Source organism: Mucilaginibacter sp. PAMC 26640, assembly GCA_001596135.1.
In the GTDB taxonomy this organism is placed as follows: Bacteria; Bacteroidota; Bacteroidia; order Sphingobacteriales; family Sphingobacteriaceae; genus Mucilaginibacter.
Genome location: CP014773.1, coordinates 5,067,646 through 5,087,725, shown reverse-complemented (window position 1 = coordinate 5,087,725; position 20,080 = coordinate 5,067,646). Strand labels below are relative to the sequence as shown.

At 43.4% G+C, this 20,080-nt stretch carries 25 protein-coding genes; 13 read left to right on the top strand and 12 right to left on the bottom strand.

What is annotated here, in order from left to right:
* Positions 1–8 precede the first annotated feature (8 nt).
* Complete coding sequence (locus tag A0256_22015) at positions 9–1,346, top strand: two-component sensor histidine kinase (protein AMR34645.1); 1,338 nt, start codon at positions 9–11, stop codon at positions 1,344–1,346.
* 139 nt (positions 1,347–1,485) lie between these two features.
* Entirely contained in the window at positions 1,486–1,824 is a 339-nt protein-coding gene (locus tag A0256_22010) for a hypothetical protein (GenBank protein AMR33928.1), read from the top strand.
* Between the two features lie 241 nt (positions 1,825–2,065).
* Here A0256_22010 and A0256_22005 read toward each other — a convergent pair whose 3' ends face one another.
* A complete protein-coding gene (locus tag A0256_22005; protein AMR33927.1) occupies positions 2,066–2,476 on the bottom strand; it encodes a hypothetical protein in 411 nt (136 codons plus the stop codon).
* A 44-nt stretch (positions 2,477–2,520) separates the two neighbouring features.
* Positions 2,521–2,703, bottom strand: coding sequence for a hypothetical protein (locus A0256_22000; GenBank protein ID AMR33926.1), 183 nt, complete (start codon positions 2,701–2,703; stop codon positions 2,521–2,523).
* A 139-nt stretch (positions 2,704–2,842) separates the two neighbouring features.
* On the opposite strand from A0256_22000, the gene A0256_21995 reads away from it, so the two are divergent.
* From A0256_21995 to A0256_21975, 5 genes are all read left to right on the top strand, one after another.
* A complete protein-coding gene (locus A0256_21995; protein ID AMR33925.1) occupies positions 2,843–3,535 on the top strand; it encodes a hypothetical protein in 693 nt (230 codons plus the stop codon).
* 121 nt (positions 3,536–3,656) lie between these two features.
* The gene (locus tag A0256_21990) at positions 3,657–3,956 is read left to right on the top strand and encodes a hypothetical protein (GenBank protein ID AMR33924.1); all 300 of its coding nucleotides are present in this window, start codon (positions 3,657–3,659) and stop codon (positions 3,954–3,956) included.
* A 58-nt stretch (positions 3,957–4,014) separates the two neighbouring features.
* Positions 4,015–4,521: a GCN5 family acetyltransferase gene (locus A0256_21985; protein ID AMR33923.1), complete on the top strand. Its 507-nt coding sequence runs from the start codon at positions 4,015–4,017 to the stop codon at positions 4,519–4,521.
* 130 nt (positions 4,522–4,651) lie between these two features.
* The gene (locus tag A0256_21980) at positions 4,652–4,894 is read left to right on the top strand and encodes a hypothetical protein (protein ID AMR33922.1); all 243 of its coding nucleotides are present in this window, start codon (positions 4,652–4,654) and stop codon (positions 4,892–4,894) included.
* Positions 4,895–5,000: 106 nt separating this feature from the next.
* Complete coding sequence (locus tag A0256_21975) at positions 5,001–6,029, top strand: aldo/keto reductase (GenBank protein ID AMR33921.1); 1,029 nt, start codon at positions 5,001–5,003, stop codon at positions 6,027–6,029.
* A gap of 73 nt (positions 6,030–6,102) precedes the next feature.
* On the opposite strand, the gene A0256_21970 is transcribed toward A0256_21975, so the two are convergent.
* Both A0256_21970 and ppnK read right to left on the bottom strand, forming a co-directional pair.
* The gene (locus tag A0256_21970) at positions 6,103–6,891 is read right to left on the bottom strand and encodes a hypothetical protein (GenBank protein ID AMR33920.1); all 789 of its coding nucleotides are present in this window, start codon (positions 6,889–6,891) and stop codon (positions 6,103–6,105) included.
* Positions 6,892–6,900: 9 nt separating this feature from the next.
* Complete coding sequence (gene ppnK / locus A0256_21965; GenBank protein ID AMR33919.1) at positions 6,901–7,782, bottom strand: NAD kinase; 882 nt, start codon at positions 7,780–7,782, stop codon at positions 6,901–6,903.
* Positions 7,783–8,019: 237 nt separating this feature from the next.
* On the opposite strand from ppnK, the gene A0256_21960 reads away from it, so the two are divergent.
* Positions 8,020–8,355 (top strand): hypothetical protein, encoded by a 336-nt coding sequence (locus tag A0256_21960; GenBank protein ID AMR33918.1) that lies wholly within the window; start codon positions 8,020–8,022, stop codon positions 8,353–8,355.
* Positions 8,356–8,406: 51 nt separating this feature from the next.
* Here A0256_21960 and A0256_21955 read toward each other — a convergent pair whose 3' ends face one another.
* From A0256_21955 to A0256_21925, 7 genes are all read right to left on the bottom strand, one after another.
* Positions 8,407–9,714 carry a hypothetical protein gene (locus tag A0256_21955; protein AMR33917.1) on the bottom strand — a complete coding sequence of 436 codons (1,308 nt, stop codon included), beginning with the start codon at positions 9,712–9,714 and terminating at the stop codon, positions 8,407–8,409.
* A 366-nt stretch (positions 9,715–10,080) separates the two neighbouring features.
* Positions 10,081–10,743, bottom strand: coding sequence for a CBS domain-containing protein (locus A0256_21950; protein ID AMR33916.1), 663 nt, complete (start codon positions 10,741–10,743; stop codon positions 10,081–10,083).
* Between the two features lie 2 nt (positions 10,744–10,745).
* Positions 10,746–11,507: an alpha/beta hydrolase gene (locus A0256_21945; protein ID AMR33915.1), complete on the bottom strand. Its 762-nt coding sequence runs from the start codon at positions 11,505–11,507 to the stop codon at positions 10,746–10,748.
* A gap of 124 nt (positions 11,508–11,631) precedes the next feature.
* On the bottom strand, positions 11,632–12,081 hold the full coding sequence (locus A0256_21940; GenBank protein AMR33914.1) for a glutamyl-tRNA amidotransferase: 450 nt from the start codon (positions 12,079–12,081) through the stop codon (positions 11,632–11,634).
* Positions 12,082–12,176: 95 nt separating this feature from the next.
* A complete protein-coding gene (locus A0256_21935; protein ID AMR33913.1) occupies positions 12,177–12,935 on the bottom strand; it encodes an NAD(P)-dependent oxidoreductase in 759 nt (252 codons plus the stop codon).
* 138 nt (positions 12,936–13,073) lie between these two features.
* Positions 13,074–13,811 carry a porin gene (locus tag A0256_21930; GenBank protein AMR33912.1) on the bottom strand — a complete coding sequence of 246 codons (738 nt, stop codon included), beginning with the start codon at positions 13,809–13,811 and terminating at the stop codon, positions 13,074–13,076.
* Positions 13,808–14,539: a bifunctional demethylmenaquinone methyltransferase/2-methoxy-6-polyprenyl-1,4-benzoquinol methylase gene (locus A0256_21925; GenBank protein ID AMR33911.1), complete on the bottom strand. Its 732-nt coding sequence runs from the start codon at positions 14,537–14,539 to the stop codon at positions 13,808–13,810. The genes A0256_21930 and A0256_21925 overlap by 4 nt, the downstream gene beginning before the upstream one ends.
* Positions 14,540–15,122: 583 nt before the next feature.
* On the opposite strand from A0256_21925, the gene A0256_21920 reads away from it, so the two are divergent.
* From A0256_21920 to A0256_21910, 3 genes are all read left to right on the top strand, one after another.
* Positions 15,123–16,493, top strand: coding sequence for an oxidoreductase (locus A0256_21920; GenBank protein AMR33910.1), 1,371 nt, complete (start codon positions 15,123–15,125; stop codon positions 16,491–16,493).
* Positions 16,494–16,506: 13 nt separating this feature from the next.
* Positions 16,507–17,250, top strand: coding sequence for a glycosyl hydrolase (locus A0256_21915; GenBank protein ID AMR33909.1), 744 nt, complete (start codon positions 16,507–16,509; stop codon positions 17,248–17,250).
* A 254-nt stretch (positions 17,251–17,504) separates the two neighbouring features.
* A complete protein-coding gene (locus tag A0256_21910) occupies positions 17,505–18,026 on the top strand; it encodes a hypothetical protein (GenBank protein ID AMR33908.1) in 522 nt (173 codons plus the stop codon).
* A gap of 216 nt (positions 18,027–18,242) precedes the next feature.
* On the opposite strand, the gene A0256_21905 is transcribed toward A0256_21910, so the two are convergent.
* Positions 18,243–18,437 (bottom strand): hypothetical protein, encoded by a 195-nt coding sequence (locus tag A0256_21905; protein AMR33907.1) that lies wholly within the window; start codon positions 18,435–18,437, stop codon positions 18,243–18,245.
* A gap of 16 nt (positions 18,438–18,453) precedes the next feature.
* Here A0256_21905 and A0256_21900 point away from each other — a divergent pair, with 16 nt between their 5' ends.
* Positions 18,454–18,885 (top strand): hypothetical protein, encoded by a 432-nt coding sequence (locus A0256_21900; GenBank protein AMR33906.1) that lies wholly within the window; start codon positions 18,454–18,456, stop codon positions 18,883–18,885.
* A 429-nt stretch (positions 18,886–19,314) separates the two neighbouring features.
* Positions 19,315–20,055, top strand: a complete 741-nt coding sequence (locus tag A0256_21895) for an isoprenyl transferase (protein AMR33905.1) — start codon at positions 19,315–19,317, stop codon at positions 20,053–20,055.
* Positions 20,056–20,080: the final 25 nt, after the last annotated feature.

The window sequence follows — 20,080 nt, the reverse complement described above, 5'->3', positions numbered from 1 at the left end:
AAAACAAGGTGAGCCTCATAGGTAGTATAAACAAGCGTTGGATCAGGATTACCGGCTCAAACGCCGAATTTCCACTTGAGGTCAGGATCTTCCATTCGGTTTGCATCATTGTTATCGCAGCACTTGGGTACAATGTTCCTTTTAATTTCTTTATCGGTTTGCCTATCATTGCCGAACTCAGTTTGGCTACCTTGGTCTTATTTGGTTTCCTGTATTACCTTTCGCGGTACCTGGGTAAAACCAAACCCGCCATCTTTGTTTTTGCCATTGCCGGTAATCTGTTGTTTGCTGTAAATTTCATGCTTAACTCGGGTACCTGGGGCCCAACGGAGTTGCTGATGAGCCTGTGTGTGCTTTTGTTACTTTGTATAGTGCCTAAGAAGCAACACCGCGTATGGGTAGCTTTTAATTCGGCTATCGTTATCGGTTTAAATTGTTTCGAGTACTATTACCCCAGGCAAATTCCTTATACCTATGATAGCCGCCAAAGCCGGTTCTTTGATCTTACATCCGCTTATATTGTCGTAGTTATCGTAGTATATTACACCATAACCTATTTGCGCCGTAACTACGATCATGAAAAGCGTTCCTCAGCAGAGAAGGCGAATTCTATCGAAAAAAAGAATGAACAAATTGTGCGGCAAAACCGCGAATTGGAGCGCATAAACCAGGAGCGTAACAAACTGATGTCGATCATAGCGCATGATCTGCGCTCGCCATTAAGTAATATCCAAAACTATCTGGAATTGGTTACGGAATATGACCTTGATAGCGCAGAGCGCCAATTGGTTGAAGACGATTTGCTTAAAGTAACCGGTCGTACCATTGATATGCTGGGTAAACTGCTTGTATGGAGTAAAGGGCAAATGGATGGTGTAAACGTAAATCTTGGGTCAATTAGCCTGCGCACCGCTCTGTTCAGCACATTGGAACTGGAACGTTCTATTGCTTCAAAAAAAGAGATCAGCCTGGTGGCTGATCTGGAATGGGATACCAAAATAGTTGCTGACAGTGATATGCTCCAACTGGTGATCCGTAATCTCATCAGCAACGCGATCAAATTTACCAACCCGGGCGGCAGAATCTCGGTTAAGGCAAAGCATATCGGCAATGAATGCTGGTTGATCATCCGCGATAGCGGCATCGGTATTGCGCCTGGCAAGCAGGCAGAGTTGTTTACGCTGCGCGCAGGCGCTACCTTTGGCACCAACCAGGAAAAGGGCGTTGGCCTAGGCTTACTCCTTTGCAAAGAGTTTACTGAGCTGCAGGGCGGCCGAATCTGGATGGAGAGCACGCCTGGTGAAGGTACATCCTTTTATGTATCTATGCCCGCTGTGACCAGTTAGTAATGGCTGTTGCAATTTTTAGGCAAATTGGCAATTTTCGTTTATGGGCGATTGGTCGTCAGCTTTAAGACAAACCTGGGGTTTTCGTAAAATCTAAAATCAAATTTAACGGTACAATACCAAATCGTATCTTTGTATTATGAAACCGGGCGATAAGGTAATTTGCATTAACGACAAGATAGATCCTGAAAAGAACGAGGAAGTGCGGCGTGATTTTGAGATCTGGATAACGAGGGATAAAGAGTATACCATCCGCGAGATCCTGGATAACAACGGCATTGTACCCGGACTGCTTTTAGAAGAGGTTCATAATTTCCCCAAATTTTTCAAATTGATTAACCGGTTTCAGGAGCCTGCATTTGCTCTTTGGCGTTTTCGTAAACTAAATTACAATGCTGTACCTGCTGAAGCAATTGCCGAGACAGAGGAACTGGTTGAAGTGCAACCGGACGAATTGGTGAAAGTCCGCGAAAAATAACAGGTGGCATTTCACCTTATTGATACGGTGAAAACACCTTGAAGGGACTATCCGCATTTTATAAGCTTTGAGTTATTTACTCTTATCGGCTTATGAAATTAATTAACTTTTTTTTTACTTTACTTGTTCGTGTGCCTCTTTAACAATTCACAGGTTAATTAATTTGCACAACATCTTTCTATATTTCGGAATAGTATCAGTCGTACTAGAGGTGCTTAAGATTCCAGTTGGCATAACTAAATTAAAACTGCCCGGCGGCGGTTTCAGTTTCTATTAACTGCGTTAATATACGTTTAAGAACGGCTTCGCGTGCCCAGGTCTGCTCAGTAGCGGTAGCATCGTCACGATACCAATTGATCGGGGCATTCACTTCTATCCGCGACTTATAAACGTATTGCTTGGTAGGATGCATCTTATTACCCTCATAGCTATTCAAATTCTCCGATTTGATAATGCCTGCGAAATTCCGAAGTGGTACATCAATTTGCAGGCATTCGTCCAGGCTGTTTTTGAAATCATGCTTGTCTTCCAGCCATAGGGTAAGCGACTCATCGCCCAGGTCATGGTCGGCTATGCTGATGCGGCTATAATTGTAATCTACCGAGATGATCAGCCACCATAATTCGTTCTTTAATTTTTGATTTAGTTTCATGTGTTATAGTTTATGTTTTATGAATTTTTGAAAATGTGGACGATTTAAAGGCCGCTGTTAAATGCGGGCCTCCAGTTTGGCAGGTACTTTTTAATGTCGTTTATTTCCTGCCGGTATTTGGCACAGGTAAATTGATATGCATCAATCCGCAATTGCATTTCGGCGCTGATTGGCTTTTGCTTGTCTGCTTTATTGGCTGGGCGCACTGCGCTGTAGGCTACATACATAATTTTTTTCTTCTTTATATTCTTGAGTCAGGCTGTAGTTTATTTGAATTTAATACCTATCTTTATCAAATAACCGCTTGACAAATATAAAGAATAATCTTTATTTAAATCAAGAAATAAATAAAATTATTTTCATGCTATGGAAGACCAGTTTAAGCCCAATAAAATAAAAACCATTCGCCCGGAGACGCTTGAGTTTATTATATTGTACAATCAGTTAAGGGGAAAAGCTTTTAATAACAATAGCGAGTTAGCCGAAGCGCTGGGCTTTAATAGTGCCAGCAGTATTACGGAAATTATCAAGAGTAGGCAAAATATAGATCCAGAAAAATTAAAGATATTTAAAGAAAAATATGGAGAAGCCTTAGGGAGTAAAAAAAACACAGATAAAACTGTAGTTGGCCGGAACAACGAAGGCATTCCCATGTATGAAATTACCGCGACTGCATCGGGTGTGGAGGTGTATAACGATATCAATGATGCGCACCCGGTAGGCCGGATGAATTTCCCGGGGATTGAAGAATGCGATTTTGCGCTCCCGGTTTGGGGGCATTCGATGTATCCCTACCTGGAAAATGGCTGCTGGGTAGCGTTAAAGATCATCAGTGATAAGAAGATATTGCCGGGTGAGGTGTATTATATTGAGTGGGGTGATTACCGCATGTACAAACGCCTCTTGGTTAGCGACAATCCGGAGGAGGTGATAGCGCACTCGGATAATACGACAGAGATGATTAACAACCGGCCCAAATACGCGCCGTTCCCAATCCGGATAGATGAGATTAAAAAACTTTGCCTGGTAAAGGATATCCATAAGAAGCATAACCATTAGGGATGTGCAGAAGGCAGATAAGCAGATATGCAGATTTCAGATGTGCAAATGATTGTTAGATAGCGGTGAACAAATTTATAAGTGCTTGAAACAAATGTTGGATAAGGTAATCAAATAAGGCATGGAGCAGGATTCGCTAGTTAAACACCAGAAGGTGTTTTTGCCTCTTAACCGCACATTGTTATACTATATTGTTGTTATAGTGCTCACCATATTTTTTAGCAACGCACCAGCTTTCAAAAGCGGACCGTGTACGCCAAACCTGGACTTACTTTTTCCGCTATTGGCCGTCCTAATCTCATTCGTGTTATTGGTTGTAAATGGGATTAATTTATACCGGAATGGCAGGCTTTATTTGCCGTCGCTAATAATTCATGCGTCGGTTATTGTTTTAGTAGTTACCTGGATGATGATAATTTAAAGATGCATTCGTTCAATAGATGATTATTGCATTAATTCATATTTAAGACGCACTTATTATGCAAATCCGCCAAGCCACCCTTGCCGATATCCCCGCTATCATACAGATCATCAAAGATGTTGTTCCGGCTATGATAGCTGCGGGCAATTTGCAGTGGGACGATCAATATCCTAACCCGGAAGTATTTGTTAATGACATCCACCAAAACCAGCTGTGGGTGGCAGAAATTGATGAAGCAATTGCCGGCGTAGCTGCAATTACTACCGATCAGGATGCGGAGTATGTTGAAGCAGGGTGGGACATAACGGTGCCCGCAATCGTTACGCATCGGTTGGCGGTAAATCCGCATTACGCTGGGCGTGGCATTGCCGCAGCCTTACTCATGCAGGCTGAGCATGAAGCGATCAAAAAAGGGATTATGCTGTTGCGTATAGATACTAATACTAAAAACCAGGCTACTCAAAAACTTTTCCCAAAATTGGGCTATATATATTCCGGAGAAATTAGCCTGGGATTTCGCCCGGGGTTAAGATTTTCTTGCTACGAGAAAATACTTTTGCGCTAAAATTTCTCAAAAATTAATATTAAAATTATTCTCTTTTGTTGTAAAACCTTATACGGCTTAACTTGTAGTTGGTGTATCCGGAAATAGTCCAATAGGAATTTCGGTATAAGTAATTAATCACCTTCAAAACATGCAACCAGGTTTTAATTGGCAAGATCTAAGTGTCGGAAGTGCAATGCAAAATGTTGGTTTCTACTTTCTGTTGGCAATTATGTTGTTGGTTATTTTCGCCCAGTTAAAAATAGGCGAGCAAACCGGGCATCATAAAGTTGCAAACAAGGTCAATTCTCGGTTTTACGGAAATATTGTCCAACACTGCGCTAATTCGTTTGTAAGTTTAAAGCGTCTTTGGCGGGGAAGTAACCCCCGGTAAAAAATTTCTTTATGTTATTGGCATGATATAAGTTTTGTATCGATCGCCGAAGTTTGAGTTAACGCGAGGAACAAGCCCGCATTCATAAAATTTATAAAATTATATTATGGAATACAGACAACTAGGAGGCTCGGGACTAAAAGTTCCCGTGCTCAGCTTTGGTACTGCTACCTTTGGCGGTGCCGGTAAATTTTTTGGCGCCTGGGGAAATACACAAGTAGATGAAGCGAAGAAACTGGTTAACCTGTGTATGGACGCAGGAGTTAACTTTTTCGATACCGCTGATATATACTCCGGTGGCATTTCTGAAGAAATTCTTGGAAAAGCTTTAGCAGGAATACGCAACGATGTGCTTATTTCTACAAAAGCCACATTTAAAATGGGGGAGGACCCTAACTACGGGTCTTCCCGCTACCATTTGATCCGCTCTGCGGAGAATAGCCTGCGGCGCCTGCAGACTGATCATATCGATATTTACCACATGCACGGTTTTGATGGCAATACACCGGTAGAGGAGACCTTACGTGCGCTGGACGACCTGATCAGCAGCGGCAAAGTACGATACATTGCCTGCTCTAATTTTTCCGGCTGGCATTTAATGAAATCGCTTTCCCTATCAGAGCGTTATGGCTGGGCCAAATATATTGCTCATCAGGCTTATTACTCCCTGCTCGACCGTGAGTTTGAGTGGGAACTAATGCCTGCGGGTATCGATCAAAAAGTAAGCACGATAGTATGGAGTCCGCTGGCATCCGGTCAGTTGGGCGGCAAATTCCGCAGGGGGCAGCCTATTCCGCAGGATAATCGCCGCAGCCAGGGTGGAAGCCACGGCCCTGAAACTGATTTTGAGCGCCTTTATAAAATTGTGGATGCCCTGGATGAGGTTGCTGAAGAAGTAGGCAAATCGGTTGCACAGGTAGCATTAAACTGGCTGTTACAGCGGCCAACGGTTGCCAACCTTATTATAGGTGCCCGTAACGAAGAGCAGCTTAAACAAAACCTGGATGCGGTAGGATGGAACCTGACTACAGAACAGGTTAAAAAGCTTGATGCAGCCAGCGAACAGCAGCCTATTTATCCTTATTGGCACCAGCGGCAGGATACTGACCTGAACCCCGTACCAAAGTTTTACTAAAAGAACAAAGCCCTTTCCGATAAAAGAAAGGGCTTTGCTTTTTATGTGCCTGCTAAAAAACTTGCTAATTTGTCTACTCCTCGTAATAGCATTTAGCCGTTACAAAGGTGTAGGATATGGTAAAGCCGAAAAATCCATAGATGTCCTTTTTTCGCAAGTCTCCGCGTTGTGAACCGGCCGAACCGGTGTAAATACCCGTGCGATCGCCGGTCCGATCAGACAAAACTACCGATAACGGACTGGACAGCTTTGATTTATCGGCATAGGATCCGCTTACATCGTCCAGGTAATCGGTAAATGTATATCGATATCCTAATTCTGCCCCAACCGTCCATTTGCCGCTAAAATTATATTTAAAGCCGGCGCCATAAGGTATCACTACAGTATTGGTCCTATATCCTTCGGTTTGTCCCTCGGTGCGCAGATTTTGCAACGATACCTCTATGCCTTCATATCTGGTATGCGGAACAAAGGTGGTGAAGCCCAAGCCCAGATAAACATAGGGGGTATACCGGCTCTTGGATACATCGGGGATAAACTTCATAAAGTTGAATTCGGCCCTTAAACTAAGCTCCTTTAATCCGTCTGTGAAACTTAAATTACGGTTTTGAATTTGCGCATCGCCAGATGTACTATCGGCACCAACAATCCTGTAATACTGATAAGCCAATTTAAGCCCCAGGTAACCGTTAAAATTCCGCTTAACAAATATTCCGGCAGACTCCCGGCTTGGTTTAATGGGGTTTGGATTTAAGTCGCCAACGTATCCGGCTACACCCAGTGCTCCGCCAATTTCCCACGTTTGGGCGCGTGCAGTTAAAGCAAAAAAAGTAAGTAATAAAGCCGCACAGAATTTCAGCATCCGTAGTAATTAGTAATTACGGGCGTCAAGTCCCCATAATAATTTAGTTCTTAACGTTTGTAAATAGCTTTCATTATTCAGGCGAATCAAATTCAGTTTAAAATCGGCCTTGCGCACCCTAAATTGCATTGTTTTATCAATAACGGCAGTACGGCTGTCGCAAGAAATGATGTAGTTGGTTCCCCGGCATTCCACCTCGAACGATAGCTTACTATCATCCGGTAAAATAATTGGCCTTACATTTAAGTTATGAGGTGATACCGGCGTGAGGGCGATACTGTTGGATTGCGGGAAAATAATAGGGCCGCCACAGCTAAGCGAGTAAGCTGTAGACCCGGTAGAGGTAGAGATGATGATGCCATCGCCCCAGTAAGAGTTCAGGAACTCATTGTTGAGCGATACATGTGTGGTGATCATGGCCGAGTCATCGCGCTTATGGATGGTTACGTCATTCAGCGCAAAATTATCTTCACCAAAAATCTTTTGGTCCGAGTCGATAACAAGTAATTCGCGGCTGTCCAGTGTGTATTCCTTGTTTACTACGGCATGTATGGCCGCTCCGATATCGTTCTTGTTGATACTGGCCAAAAAGCCTAACCGGCCAAAGTTGATGCCGATAACCGGCACGCCACTATCGCGAATCACGGTAACCATATCCAGCAAGGTACCGTCGCCACCAATGGTGATGAAAACATCTATAAAATCTTTAATAGCGTCGGTAGGCTTCAGCACGTTAAAAGGCGCAGTATCCACATTGCCCTGCAAATAATCATTAAACTGATAGTGGATGTAAATCTCAACCTTGTGCAGCACCAATATATCAAACACCTGCCTTATGTAAGGGAATACCTGTGGGTCGTTAAACTGCCTTCCGTATATTGCTATCTTCATCGTTTAAAAAACACGAATATCGAATATTGAATGTAAACAGTGGCAATATTGTTTTAAATAAGTGTGGGGCAATTTAATTAGAAAGGTGTTGATGTGGTAACAGCCTTAGTCGTCATTAATTTGGGCGTTGCCTTCGGCCCATGCTATCCACTCATACGCCTGCAGGCATTAAGCGCAGGGCCGGTATCCGTTGCTATCATTAACGCGGAGCAATCAGATAAATCTCTATATTAGAAGATGGTATTGAATGTGCTTAAATCTTTGTCCCTTTTCCTCCTTGCCGGCCTTTGCGAAATTGGTGGTGGTTACTTGCTGTGGCTCTGGCTAAAATCTGATAAGCCGCTTTGGTATGGTATTGCAGGCGGGTTGATATTGGTTTTATACGGCGTGGTGGCCACCTGGCAAACCGCCAGCTTCGGGCGGGTGTATGCAACCTACGGCGGCATCTTTATTGCCATGGCGCTGGTATGGGCCTGGAAAGTGGATGGCTTTAAACCCGATAAATATGATATCATCGGTGCTTGTATCGCCGTTTTGGGGGCCTGCATTATTATTTACGCACCGAGGAGGTAATGCTTTAACAGACGTCCTTGCGAGGCTCTCGCAAGGACGCTGAAAAAATTATTACTTCGCCAGTTCGTCCATGGTAACTTCGTTGCTCAAAAGATTACCAAATAGCTCCCAGCGTTTTGCAGGGTTTTTAGCAGAGCCGCCATTTTTTTCAATATGCCGTTTAACCAGGTCGAGGCCATAATTGTAATTGATAACATAGCTGCGGTATTTTTTGATAAAGCTTACCGACTTATCTGCTGTTTCATCATTCATCAGGCAGTATTTTTTAAGATAGGTGCGGGCCTTACTCTGGCTCCAGTTATCGTTGATTAAGCCACGGGCAGCTTCGTTACGGGCATAGTTAAGGGTGCCTTTAATAGCAAGCGCCTTAAAGTATAGATCGATGCCTGCCGTATCCAAACCAGCAAGGGGCAGCAATATACTTTTTGCAAATTTTACTTTTTCATCTCCGGGGAAGGCCACCTCGATGCCGTAATTGGCGCTGCCTTCGGCAATCAGAGATTGCGGACTGAACAGCGGGTACATAGAAAGTTCCACATAACCCCTGTCGTGGTATAGGTTTTTTTCCAAAAGCATATTATATACATGGTGTCCGGGGTAACTTTCATGACTGCCCACATCTATGGCGCGATCGATGAAGATCTTCAGATCGGTATTGATCTGGATCACGCTTTGGTATTTGCCTTTGTACCAGTTGTAGCCGTTCCAGGGTTTGTTGGTAACAAACTCCAGGGCGAAAGATTCACCCACGGGTAACTGGTAGTGCGCCAAAGTGCGCTTGCGCGATTCGGCAATGGCGGCTTTCATCACCGGTTCCAATTTGTCCTTTGGTATAATAAATTTATTGGCCAGCTTCTGGAAACGGTCATTCACATTACCCTTGCCCGGCAGCAGGCTATCCAGCAGAGTAAGTTGTCCTTTAAAATAATCCTCGGTATTTACCGGCGCGGTTACGCCAAACAATTGTTTAGATTCCTGATCGAAAGTGCTGTATTCGCCACCATAGATCTTGATGCGGCCACCGAATGCGATGAGTTGATCATAGATCCAGTTTGCCCGCAATTTGTTAGAGTCTACCTGTGCAGATGCGGCCATATCTTTCACTTCGTTCATCAGGCTGTTTACCGATGCCAGCAGGCTATCCCTCGGGAATTCAGCTGCCGTTGTGTCTTTTGCTTTAAGCGAATCCGGCCCGTAATAAGCATCCACAAAATCTTTATCGTAATGGCCTATAGTAAGGCCGAGGCGCACATATTCTGCAGCCAGCTTGTTTAGTTTTTTAGTTTCGGGCTTATCGGCATTGCGCTGGCAGGACGTAAAAATTACAACAGGAATAAGCAGGAAAAAGAAATTTTTCATGGGTATGGTTAAGATGGTAGGGGCCGCAAAGCTAACAAAATAGGATGGCAAAGGAGATGTTGTTTAGAACTTGATGTGAAGAAGCTAAAAAATGGTTGATGTAATTTAGCTTGAAGCAGTGCCCGGGAGTGTTACAACTGTGTTCCAAAATGGTGTTCCACCGCAATTTTGTTCAAATTTGTATATTTACATAAAGCTTTTTAAATCAGTATTTAAACCCGTTTAAATAAACAACAGGGCTATTCCAAAGTGTTTCATCTAAATAGTTAAGTACCTGACTATCAATGTTAAACTTGATTCAGGTGATTCGCATTCGCCGGATGAAACAGCTACTCGATTTATTTGAGAAAACGAGCCCGGAATTCGCTACAAATTCAAATAATTCATAAATGAATCGAACCGGTCTTTCGCGTTATCGTTATGATCTGTAAAGTTGAAAGTAGCTTTTACATCATACTCGTACCGGAGAAAAGTTGCCAGGATGTTGGAGATATCCTGTTTGTTCACTTTAAGTGTTATCTCCATGCGGGTGCTATCAGGAAAGGTGCGCGTGTATGAACTCAGCACCTGTGCATTATCCGATTCCACAATCTGCGACATATGCGCCAACGAGTTGTTCTTATTGCTGATCTCCAAAACAATAATACCGCCCGGCTGGCTTACCGACGTAAGTTGGGCAAAGTATTCATTCATGGCGTTAATAGAAATCAGCCCCAGGTAATCTTTTTTGGCATCCAGCACCGGCACTACGCTCAGGTCCTGCTCGTAAAACAACCGGATCACGTCGTAAATGTGCTGCTCCTCCAAAACATAAGGATTTACCAGCGAAAGGTTAAGGGCACCAATCTGGGTATTATAGTCTGGTTCTTCTATCAGGTCATCTTCAGATACAAGTCCCAAAAACTGCTCTTCGTTTACAATTGGCAAATGGCGCACGCGGAATTCCGCCATACGGTCAAACACCTTCTGTACGGTATCAGAAGTGTGCACCGGTGGGATCGCGTCGGCAACCATGTCAATTGCAAGCATATTTATTGTTTTAGTTTATCCAAAAATAACGTAAGGTACTTATTAAACTCCTGCGGGTGTTCCATCATTGGTGCATGTCCGCATTTGTCAATCCAGTACAAATACGAATTTGGCAATAATTGGTTAAATTCAACCGCAACCTCGGGAGGAGTGATTTTATCATCTCTTCCCCATATTAACGCAACTGGCATCGTTATCTTGCGTAAGTCGGCTTTCATATTATGGCGAATAGCAGATTTTGCCATCGCCAGTATTCTGAGCACTTTTGTACGGTCGTTAATATCAGCATAAACTTCGTCTACCATTTCTTTAGTGGCCACGGCAGGGTCGTAAAATGTGTATTGAACCCTTTCCTTTATAAATTCGTAGTTCTCGCGTCGCGGGAAAGATCCCCCGAACGCGTTTTCATATAAACCCGAACTTCCGGTTAATACCAGAGCTTTTACATAACCGGGGTGTGATAATACGTAAATTAAGCCAACGTGCCCGCCAAGAGAATTGCCCAGCAGCGTTACCCTGGTAAGTTTTTTAAACTTGATGAACTTGTGTACAAATTTGGACAGGGCCTTTACCCCGGTAGTTAACAGTGGCAGCTCGAAAATAGGCAGAATTGGAATGATAACCCTATAGTGCGGACTAAACTCTTCAATTACCTGTTCCCAGTTGCTCAGGGCTCCCATCAGGCCATGTAAAAGCAGCAACGGCTCGCCTTCGCCTTGTTCTAAATATTTAAAACCCTTTTCTTCTTTCAGTACAAAATCCATATCAGCTTCTTAAAATGCAGCTTTAAACCAATGCAGACCGTTTTCAATTTTAGTCTGAAAAGTTATATTTACCACGGTAAATTTAAATTAATAGGTTTTAGATGCAACAATTTTAATATATAAATTATCCCAACAGTTGTTTAACAACTTCAGATACCGTTTTGCCATCTGCCCGGCCCGCAAGCTCTTTATTGGCAACCCCCATAACCCGGCCCATATCTTTTACTGATGTTACTCCAAGCCGTTCAATAACTTCCTGAATATAACCCTCTATTTCAAATTTGCTCATCTGCTGAGGCAAATAGGGCTCTATTACATACATCTCCGCCATTTCTACTTCGTACAGATCTTCTCTGTTTTGGGCTTTATATATATCTGCTGATTCCTTGCGTTGTTTAATAAGCTTTTGCAGCACTTTAATTTCTGCTTCGGATGTTAGATCCTCGGCGGCTCCTTTTTCTGTTTTAGCCAGCAGCAATGCCGATTTGATAGCGCGCAGCCCGCGTAAACGATCTGCCTGTTTTGCCAGCATAGCTTGTTTTATATCCTGGTCTATTTGGGTTATGAGTGACATAGGTTTTAATTGAGAATTATTGATTTAGTAAATGAGTTATTTTATTTTCAGCTTATACTTTCAATTTGCATATCAGCACATCTGAAATCTGCAAATTATTTCCTGAATATAGAAGTTGCCGATGCCTGTGCGGTTGGCATCACAACAATATCATTAATATTTACATGTGCCGGGCGGGAGGCTACAAACCAAATGGTTTCCGCAATATCCTTCGCTATTAGTGGTTCAAAACCATCATACACTTTTTTAGCGCGGTCTTTATCGCCCTTAAAGCGTACTTCAGAAAATTCTGTTTCCACAGCACCAGGGTGTACGGCGGTAACTTTAATACCGTGGTTCAGGAGATCCAAACGCATGCCCTGGTTCAACGCTTCAACAGCATGCTTGGTAGCACAGTAAACATTCCCGTTAGGATAAACTTCTTTGCCGGCAATAGAGCCTATATTGATGATGTGCCCAAAGCCATTTTCTATCATCCAGTTGCTAACCACTTTGCTTACGTAAAGCAGGCCTTTAATGTTGGTGTCTATCATGGTGTCCCAATCATCGAAGCTGCCCTTGTTAATGGGATCCAGGCCTTGGCTTAAACCAGCGTTATTCACTAATACATCAATCTGTTTCCATTCGGCAGGTAAACCATCAAGATTTTCAACCACCTCAGCACGGTTGCGTATATCAAAGCACGAAACTGCCACTTCAACATTGTGCTGATCATTCAATTGACCAGCAAGAAGCTCTAAACGCTCCGTACGGCGACCGGTGAGTATGAGGTTGTAACCCTCGCGGGCAAAGATATGTGCACAAGCTTCCCCAATTCCGGAGGTAGCGCCTGTGATTAATGCAATTTTAGCCATAGACATAGGTAACTATCGGCAGCGAAATTATGTTTTTATTTTCGCATATGGCCGAATCAGAATTTTAGAACTTGGAAAATATAGCAAGTACGGGTTCTAAAAACTTTTTTACAGGTGGATGTTGATGCAGACAGCTAATTATTCGAAATACAAACTAAACATTATCGTATGCAGTGATAATTTGCTGATGGGAGATGAGAACGGCTGATTTTCCGGTACCAGCAGGTTACCAAACGTATTGGTTACTTTTATCTCTGGTGAAAGTTTAAAATATTCAAAATAGATATCAAAGCCAAAGCCTGCTTCGTACGACGAATAACCTTTCACATTTTTAACGATGCGTTCTATCGGGGCCGTATTTGCATTATCTTTTTTACCGCCAATGGTGCCAGAGTATTTAATGCCACCAAGCAAATACGCCCGCAGGTTGCCCACCCGGTCGGATTTTAGCTTCATCTGCAGGGGTAGGTCAACAGTGGTGGTTTGCACCGGCTTATCTATGGGTTCGGCCGTATTTTTGAAAGTGTAGCGCAGTTTTCTATCGGCGAAGATCAGCGAGGGTGTTGTGCGTATTTCAAGATGATCGGTCAGGCGGTAGCGGGTAATAAAGCCAACGCCAAAACCCGGAGTCGTGTTAGAACTGATGCTGGTAAGGGAATCCGTTACGTTTCTTTGCGTTTCAGGATCCACAAAAGGCGACCGCCAGTTGGGTTGTTTTACTATTTTAAAATCGCTGCCCACATAGGAAAAACTAAAGCCGAAACTTAGATCGGTTTCGTCTGCGCCGCCACCCCAGGCAGGTGAAAATTGCTGGGCACGCAACGCCGCGCTGCAACACATTAATATCAATACTACTGCTACGTAACGTAAAATCATTTAATCCCGGTATAGATGGAACAAATACCAAACGCCAAAGGCCTTGCTTTCGTATTTTTAAAACCAGCCTTAATCATCATATTGGTAAAAGCTACCCCATCCGGGAAAGCCGCAACCGATTCTGGCAGGTAGGTGTAAGCCCGTGCATCTTTACTAAAGATCTTGCCAATACCAGGTGTAACATAGTTAAAGTAAAACGCGTACAGCTGCTTAACAGGGAAAACTTTAGGTTTAGAAAACTCCAGCACCACCGCTTTGCCGCCCGGTTTCAATACCCGGTGAATATCGGCCAGGCCATCGCCTAAATTCTCAAAGTTGCGCACACCATAGGCTACAGTTACCGCGTCGAATTCATTTGCCCCGAAAGGTAGTTTTTCAGAATCGCCTAATTTTACTTCAAACTTATCAGAAAGGCGGCGTTTGAGGATCTTCTGATCAGCAATATCAAGCATGCCGCGGGAAATGTCTACGCCGATGATCTTTTTTGGTTTTAAGATCTTGAGCGCCTCAAATGCAAAGTCACCGGTGCCGGTTGCTACATCCAGGATGAGCTGGGGTTTGTCCGCTTTTAATTCGTTAATGGCTTTTTTGCGCCAGATGATATCGATCCCCAGTGACATGAAATGATTTAAAAAATCATAAGTTTTGGAAATGTTATTAAACATATCGGCAACCTGCTCTTTTTTGGTGCCCTGCTGATCCTGGTATGGTGTTACGATTTTGCTCATTGTGTTGTATGGGTGGCAAAGATAACTCATTTACACCATAGTCAATTGTGGATAGTAATTGGTATTTGGGGCAGCTTGTTCCACATTTGAAATGTGGAACACCATGAATACAAATTACGCTGATATTCAGTTAGTTGTGAAGTTATGGTGGAACAGATTGGAACATCCCTGTTGTTGAGGTGAAATTTGCAAGTGGTTTATCTTTAGTGTATTATAAAATAAACAGCTAGGTGTTGTAAAGCTACATGGAACAACATTTTGAAACACTTTTGGAACACGAATACGCCCGAAGAATGGACATAAATCTGGTCAATATTCCTGATCAATGCCTGAGTTTTTATAGTCGCTGGTAGCTTTACATCGGGGTTGCTCTAATACTTGCTACAAAATTGAAGTTGCGTTTTCTGAGCGATGATTTAACCTGTAAGATCGGCCTAACCATTCATCCCGTTTAGGCAAATAATTAATAGCGGTACCTGTGGCGCACTGCTGTGCCGCTACCGGTTCTGCTATGAACTATTTAAATAAATTTATATCTTGCCTGCTGGTAGTCGTACCTTAAAACCTGACTAATTTATCCTATATGAAAGAAAATAACGAAGCCTCGAGGAGAGGGTTTCTTAAAAAGCTGGCTACAACAACGGTAGCCGCAACCGTTGGCAGTAATTTGATCGCCGCCGATAATATCGGCAGTTTTCACTATCTCAAGCAGGAATATAACCGCATTGGTGCAAACAGCCAGGTAAATATTGCCTTGATAGGTGCCGGAGGTATGGGTACATCTGATACGAATACAGCCCTGCAAATACCGGGTGTAAAGCTGGTTGCGGTTTGCGATTTGTATGATGGCCGGTTGAAAGATGCCAAATCCAAATGGGGCGCTGATATTTTCACTACTAAAGTTTACAAAGAAATTCTTAACCGCAAGGATATTGATGCGGTGATCATAGCCACGCCAGATCATTGGCACCAGCAAATCTCGGTTGATGCCATGCATGCCGGTAAACATGTTTACTGTGAAAAACCAATGGTACACTCGGTGATGGAAGGCCCTGCGGTAATTAAGGCACAGCAGGAAACCGGCAAAGTGTTCCAGGTAGGCAGCCAGGGTGTTTCTTCATTGGGTAATGAAAAAGCCAGGGAACTGTTAAAGAGTGGTGCTATAGGCGAGTTAAATTATGCCGAAGGTTTTTGGGCGCGACGTGGTGCGGTGGAGGTTTGGCAGTATCCAATCCCCGAGGATGCATCAACCCAAACGGTAGATTGGGAAACTTACATCAGTAATGCGCCAAAAAGGCCGTTTGATAGCAAACGGTTTTTCCGCTGGAGAAACTATACCGACTACGGTACAGGGATGGCGGGAGATTTATTTGTGCATTTGTTTAGCAGCCTGCACTTCATAACCGGGTCTATGGGTCCTAATAAGATCTATGCTTCGGGCGGGTTACGCTATTGGAACGATGGCCGCGAAGTACCTGATGTTTTACTGGGTACATTTGATTATGCCAAAGCAGCGGCCCACCCGGCCTTCAATTTATCACTGCGTTGTAACTTTGTAGATGGTACCAGTGGCACCACCTACCTTAAATTAGTAGGCAGCGAAGGCTCAATGGATATTACCTGGGATAGTGTTACCCTTAAACGCAACAAATCAATCGATAACACCGATCCGTTTTACATCGAGAAGATGAAACAGATGGGGCAGGCTACCGGGGGGCGTAAAATGATGCTTCCGCCGGAGCAGATCACCTACGATGCCGAGAAAGGTTACCTGGGTGGCCCGTATGACCATATGAATAACTTCATCACCGCTGTGCGCAATGGTGGCAAGGTAACCGAAGATGCCATATTTGGCTATCGTGCCGCGGCACCTGCGCTGCTTTGTAACGATAGTTATTTTAAGAATGCGCCGATGTTTTGGGATCCTGAAAAAATGAAAACGATCAAATCCTAATCTTCACAGATAAATGAGAAATCCGATTACCATATTAAGCCTTGCGGCGGCATTAACCTGCCTGGCCGGTGCGCAAACCTTTGCATCCAGAACGATGAAGCCTGCCCCAACTAAAAAGGCGCAGACTAAAAAAAGCGAATGGGTAAGCCTTTTTAACGGGAAGGACCTGCAGGGCTGGCATGGTTATAACAAAAAGAGCCTCGTTAAAAACTGGGAAGTTGAAAACGGTGCGCTGGTTTGCCTTGGCAGTATCAAGGGTACGGATACCGGCGGGGATATTGTAACCGATGCACAGTATGATAATTTTGAACTGGAGTGGCAATGGAAGATAGATAAGGGGAGTAATAGTGGGGTGCTTTACCATGTGGTGGAAGACCCCAAATATGCAGGCACTTATTTAACCGGCCCTGAGTACCAGATCATAGATGACATCAATTGGGTGCCTGATATTTTGGAAGAGTGGCAAAAAACCGGCGCAGATTATGCGATGACCGTACCCAATAGTGATAAAAAAATAATGCCGGTAGGCCAGTGGAATAGCAGTAAGATCATTTTTAACCGCGGGCATGTAGAACATTGGTTAAACGGCAAAAAAATTGTGGAATTCACCGCCTGGAGTGATGACTGGCTTAGTAAAAAAGCGAAAGGAAAATGGAAGGACCATCCCGAATATGGGATAGCGCAGATTGGCCGCATTGCATTGCAGGATCATGGACATAAGGCCTATTTTAAAAATATCAGGGTGAAGGCACTGTAATACTATTTAGTTTAAATGTAAAATGACGGGCTTGCGGCAAAATCGCAGGCCCGTTTTATTTTATAGGTCTCGGAGGGTTCTTGTAGATCGGTACTCCTTTGGCTAACATAAATTGAGACTGTTAAATTGGATTTATTAATAATTATATTTTACTATAATTATTATATACAGAATATAATTTGGTTTTAACAAATAATATTGTATTTTTATACGTTGAGTAATCAAATCAATTGTTTCACTTAAAACCAAAAGTCATGGCCGAATTAAACACCTCCCCGGAAAAACAAGGCAGCAAAGTGCGCTCTCAAAAGAAGGCTCTTCGCGTAGATCTTACTGCAATGGTTGATCTAGCCTTCCTGCTGATCACTTTTTTTATGCTGACGACCACGCTTAGCAAACCCCGGGTAATGGATCTGACCATGCCGGTAGGGGATGAGCCGGGTGGCGAGGCGGCATCACGAACGATGACGATATGCCTTGGGGAAAATAACCAGGCGATGTACTACCTGGGTTTGGCCGATAAACCCATTATCGCAGCAACATTGACCAATTACACCAGAGACGGTTTGCGCCATGCAATCATGAATACCCGTACCTACGTATCGCAAACTACGGGCAAAACCATGCTCGTGATCATTAAACCTGCCGAAAGTTCCATTTACGAAAACCTGGTGAACACGCTTGATGAGTTAAACATCAGCAATGTGAGCCAATATGCTATCGCCGACATCGGAGCGAAGGACATCAGCCTGCTAAAGGATAAACAAGCCTACTAAACCCTGTCATATTACCGTAGCGCCGCAGCCTTTGGCTTGCGGCTTTTTTTGTTCGCTGCTAGTCCGGGCAAAGACCAGTTGAAATTGCCGCAATAATTAAGGTATGAAGTTATCCTTTGCCCCGGAAAAGCTTCGGCATTTTTTACCATCAAGATTTAAGCATCGAAAATGAAAATTCGCTGAATGTCGTTTACTGATGAGTTGACCCCATCGGGGTCACAGGTCGGTAGCAAGAGAAATATTGTGCTGTAGGTACAACACCTGTACAGGTGGGATACCTTTGGCATGCAAATATGATTTTTTCAATCGGCTGCCGGCCTTTGCACTTACGGGCGCAGTTTGAAACAGCTTGACTAAACCATGTTTAAATACGATATTGTATCCGTTTATAATGCTTACATAAACCCACATCTTAAACCTAAAGTATATGACCGTAACCGATCAAATTGACGATTATATAGGCAGCCAACCCGAACCGAAACGTGCCGATATGGAAAACCTGCATAGGCTTATCACTCAAATATTGCCCGGAACTAAGCTGCGGTTTGATGACGGGACAAACAGCGATGGTAAAGCGGTTAGCAACCCTAGTATCGGCTATGGCAACTACACCATTAAATACGCTAACGGAACCACGCGCGACTTTTTCCAGATTGGGATGAGTGCCAACACAACCGGGATTTCGATCTATATCCTCGGCATTGCCGATAAAACGTATTTAACTCAAACCTACGGGAAGCAGTTAGGTAAAGCCAGTGTAACCGGTTATTGCATCAAATTCAAAAAATTGGAAGATATAGATCTCCATACCCTTGAAGCAGCCATACGCGATGGTGTTAAGATCAGCGGCGAAAACTAAATTGTCAAATAAACACCTTTGATAATTCTTTTGAATTGTCTGCAGACATCAGGCTATTTCTACTTAAAATAAATTCTATTTTTTATTTCATAGCTATCCATAAGGCCATCGCTGATCATCTAAAAACCGTTTAATTAAGCTGTTATTCCGATGTCAAAAACAAAAGCAATTTCGGAACTTGAACACACAAACTATTTTAAAGAAATTCGATTTTATACACGTTTCGGAAACATTTGGGTATACCTCTTCGTTAGTAAACCCCACATTTATTTCTTTTTCGTTCCATACTAAAATAATACAAAGTAAGTTTTACCTTTGTCACCTTAAAAAAGACACATAAGTTATTGAAAGCTTTGCCCCAAACAACTTACTGTTTAACAAAGCTATTGAATTTAACAGCCCGGTTTTGGCTGTTAAACCCCGCTAAAAATGAGTTATAAGGATCAGATCGATTTGCAAAGATTGCCGCGCCACGTAGCTGTTATTATGGATGGCAATGGCCGATGGGCCAAAGGCAAAGGCAAATTAAGGGTGTTTGGCCATCATAACGGTGTACTATCTGTACGCGATGTGGTAGAAGGTGCCGGAGAACTGGGCATTGAATACCTTACCCTCTACACCTTCAGTGCCGAAAACTGGAGCCGCCCAACATTTGAAGTTAACGCCATAATGGAGCTTTTGATCAGCACCATTAATAAGGAGATTAATAAACTGATGGATAACAATGTGCGCTTGAAAGCCATTGGTGATCTGAATCAGCTTCCCGGCAAATGCTTTCGCGAACTTAACAACGCAATAAGTAAAACATCAGTAAACACAGGGCTTGTACTTACACTGGCACTCAGCTATGGCTCGCGCCGTGAAATTGTACATGCTGCCAAAGCATTGGCGACCAGGGTGCAAAGCGGAGAGCTGAACCCCGAGGATATTGATGAAACGATGTTTGAAGATAATTTATACACAGGCGGTATGCCAAATCCCGAGCTTTTGATAAGAACGAGCGGCGAATACCGTATAAGTAACTACCTGCTTTGGCAAATTGCCTACGCCGAACTTTACTTTACAACCAAGTTATGGCCCGACTTCAGGCGCGAAGATCTGTTTGAAGCCATACTTGATTACCAGAAACGCGAACGCCGTTTTGGGATGACTAGCGAGCAGGTAAACTAAATTTTTTCTTTTAACACTTTTTAAC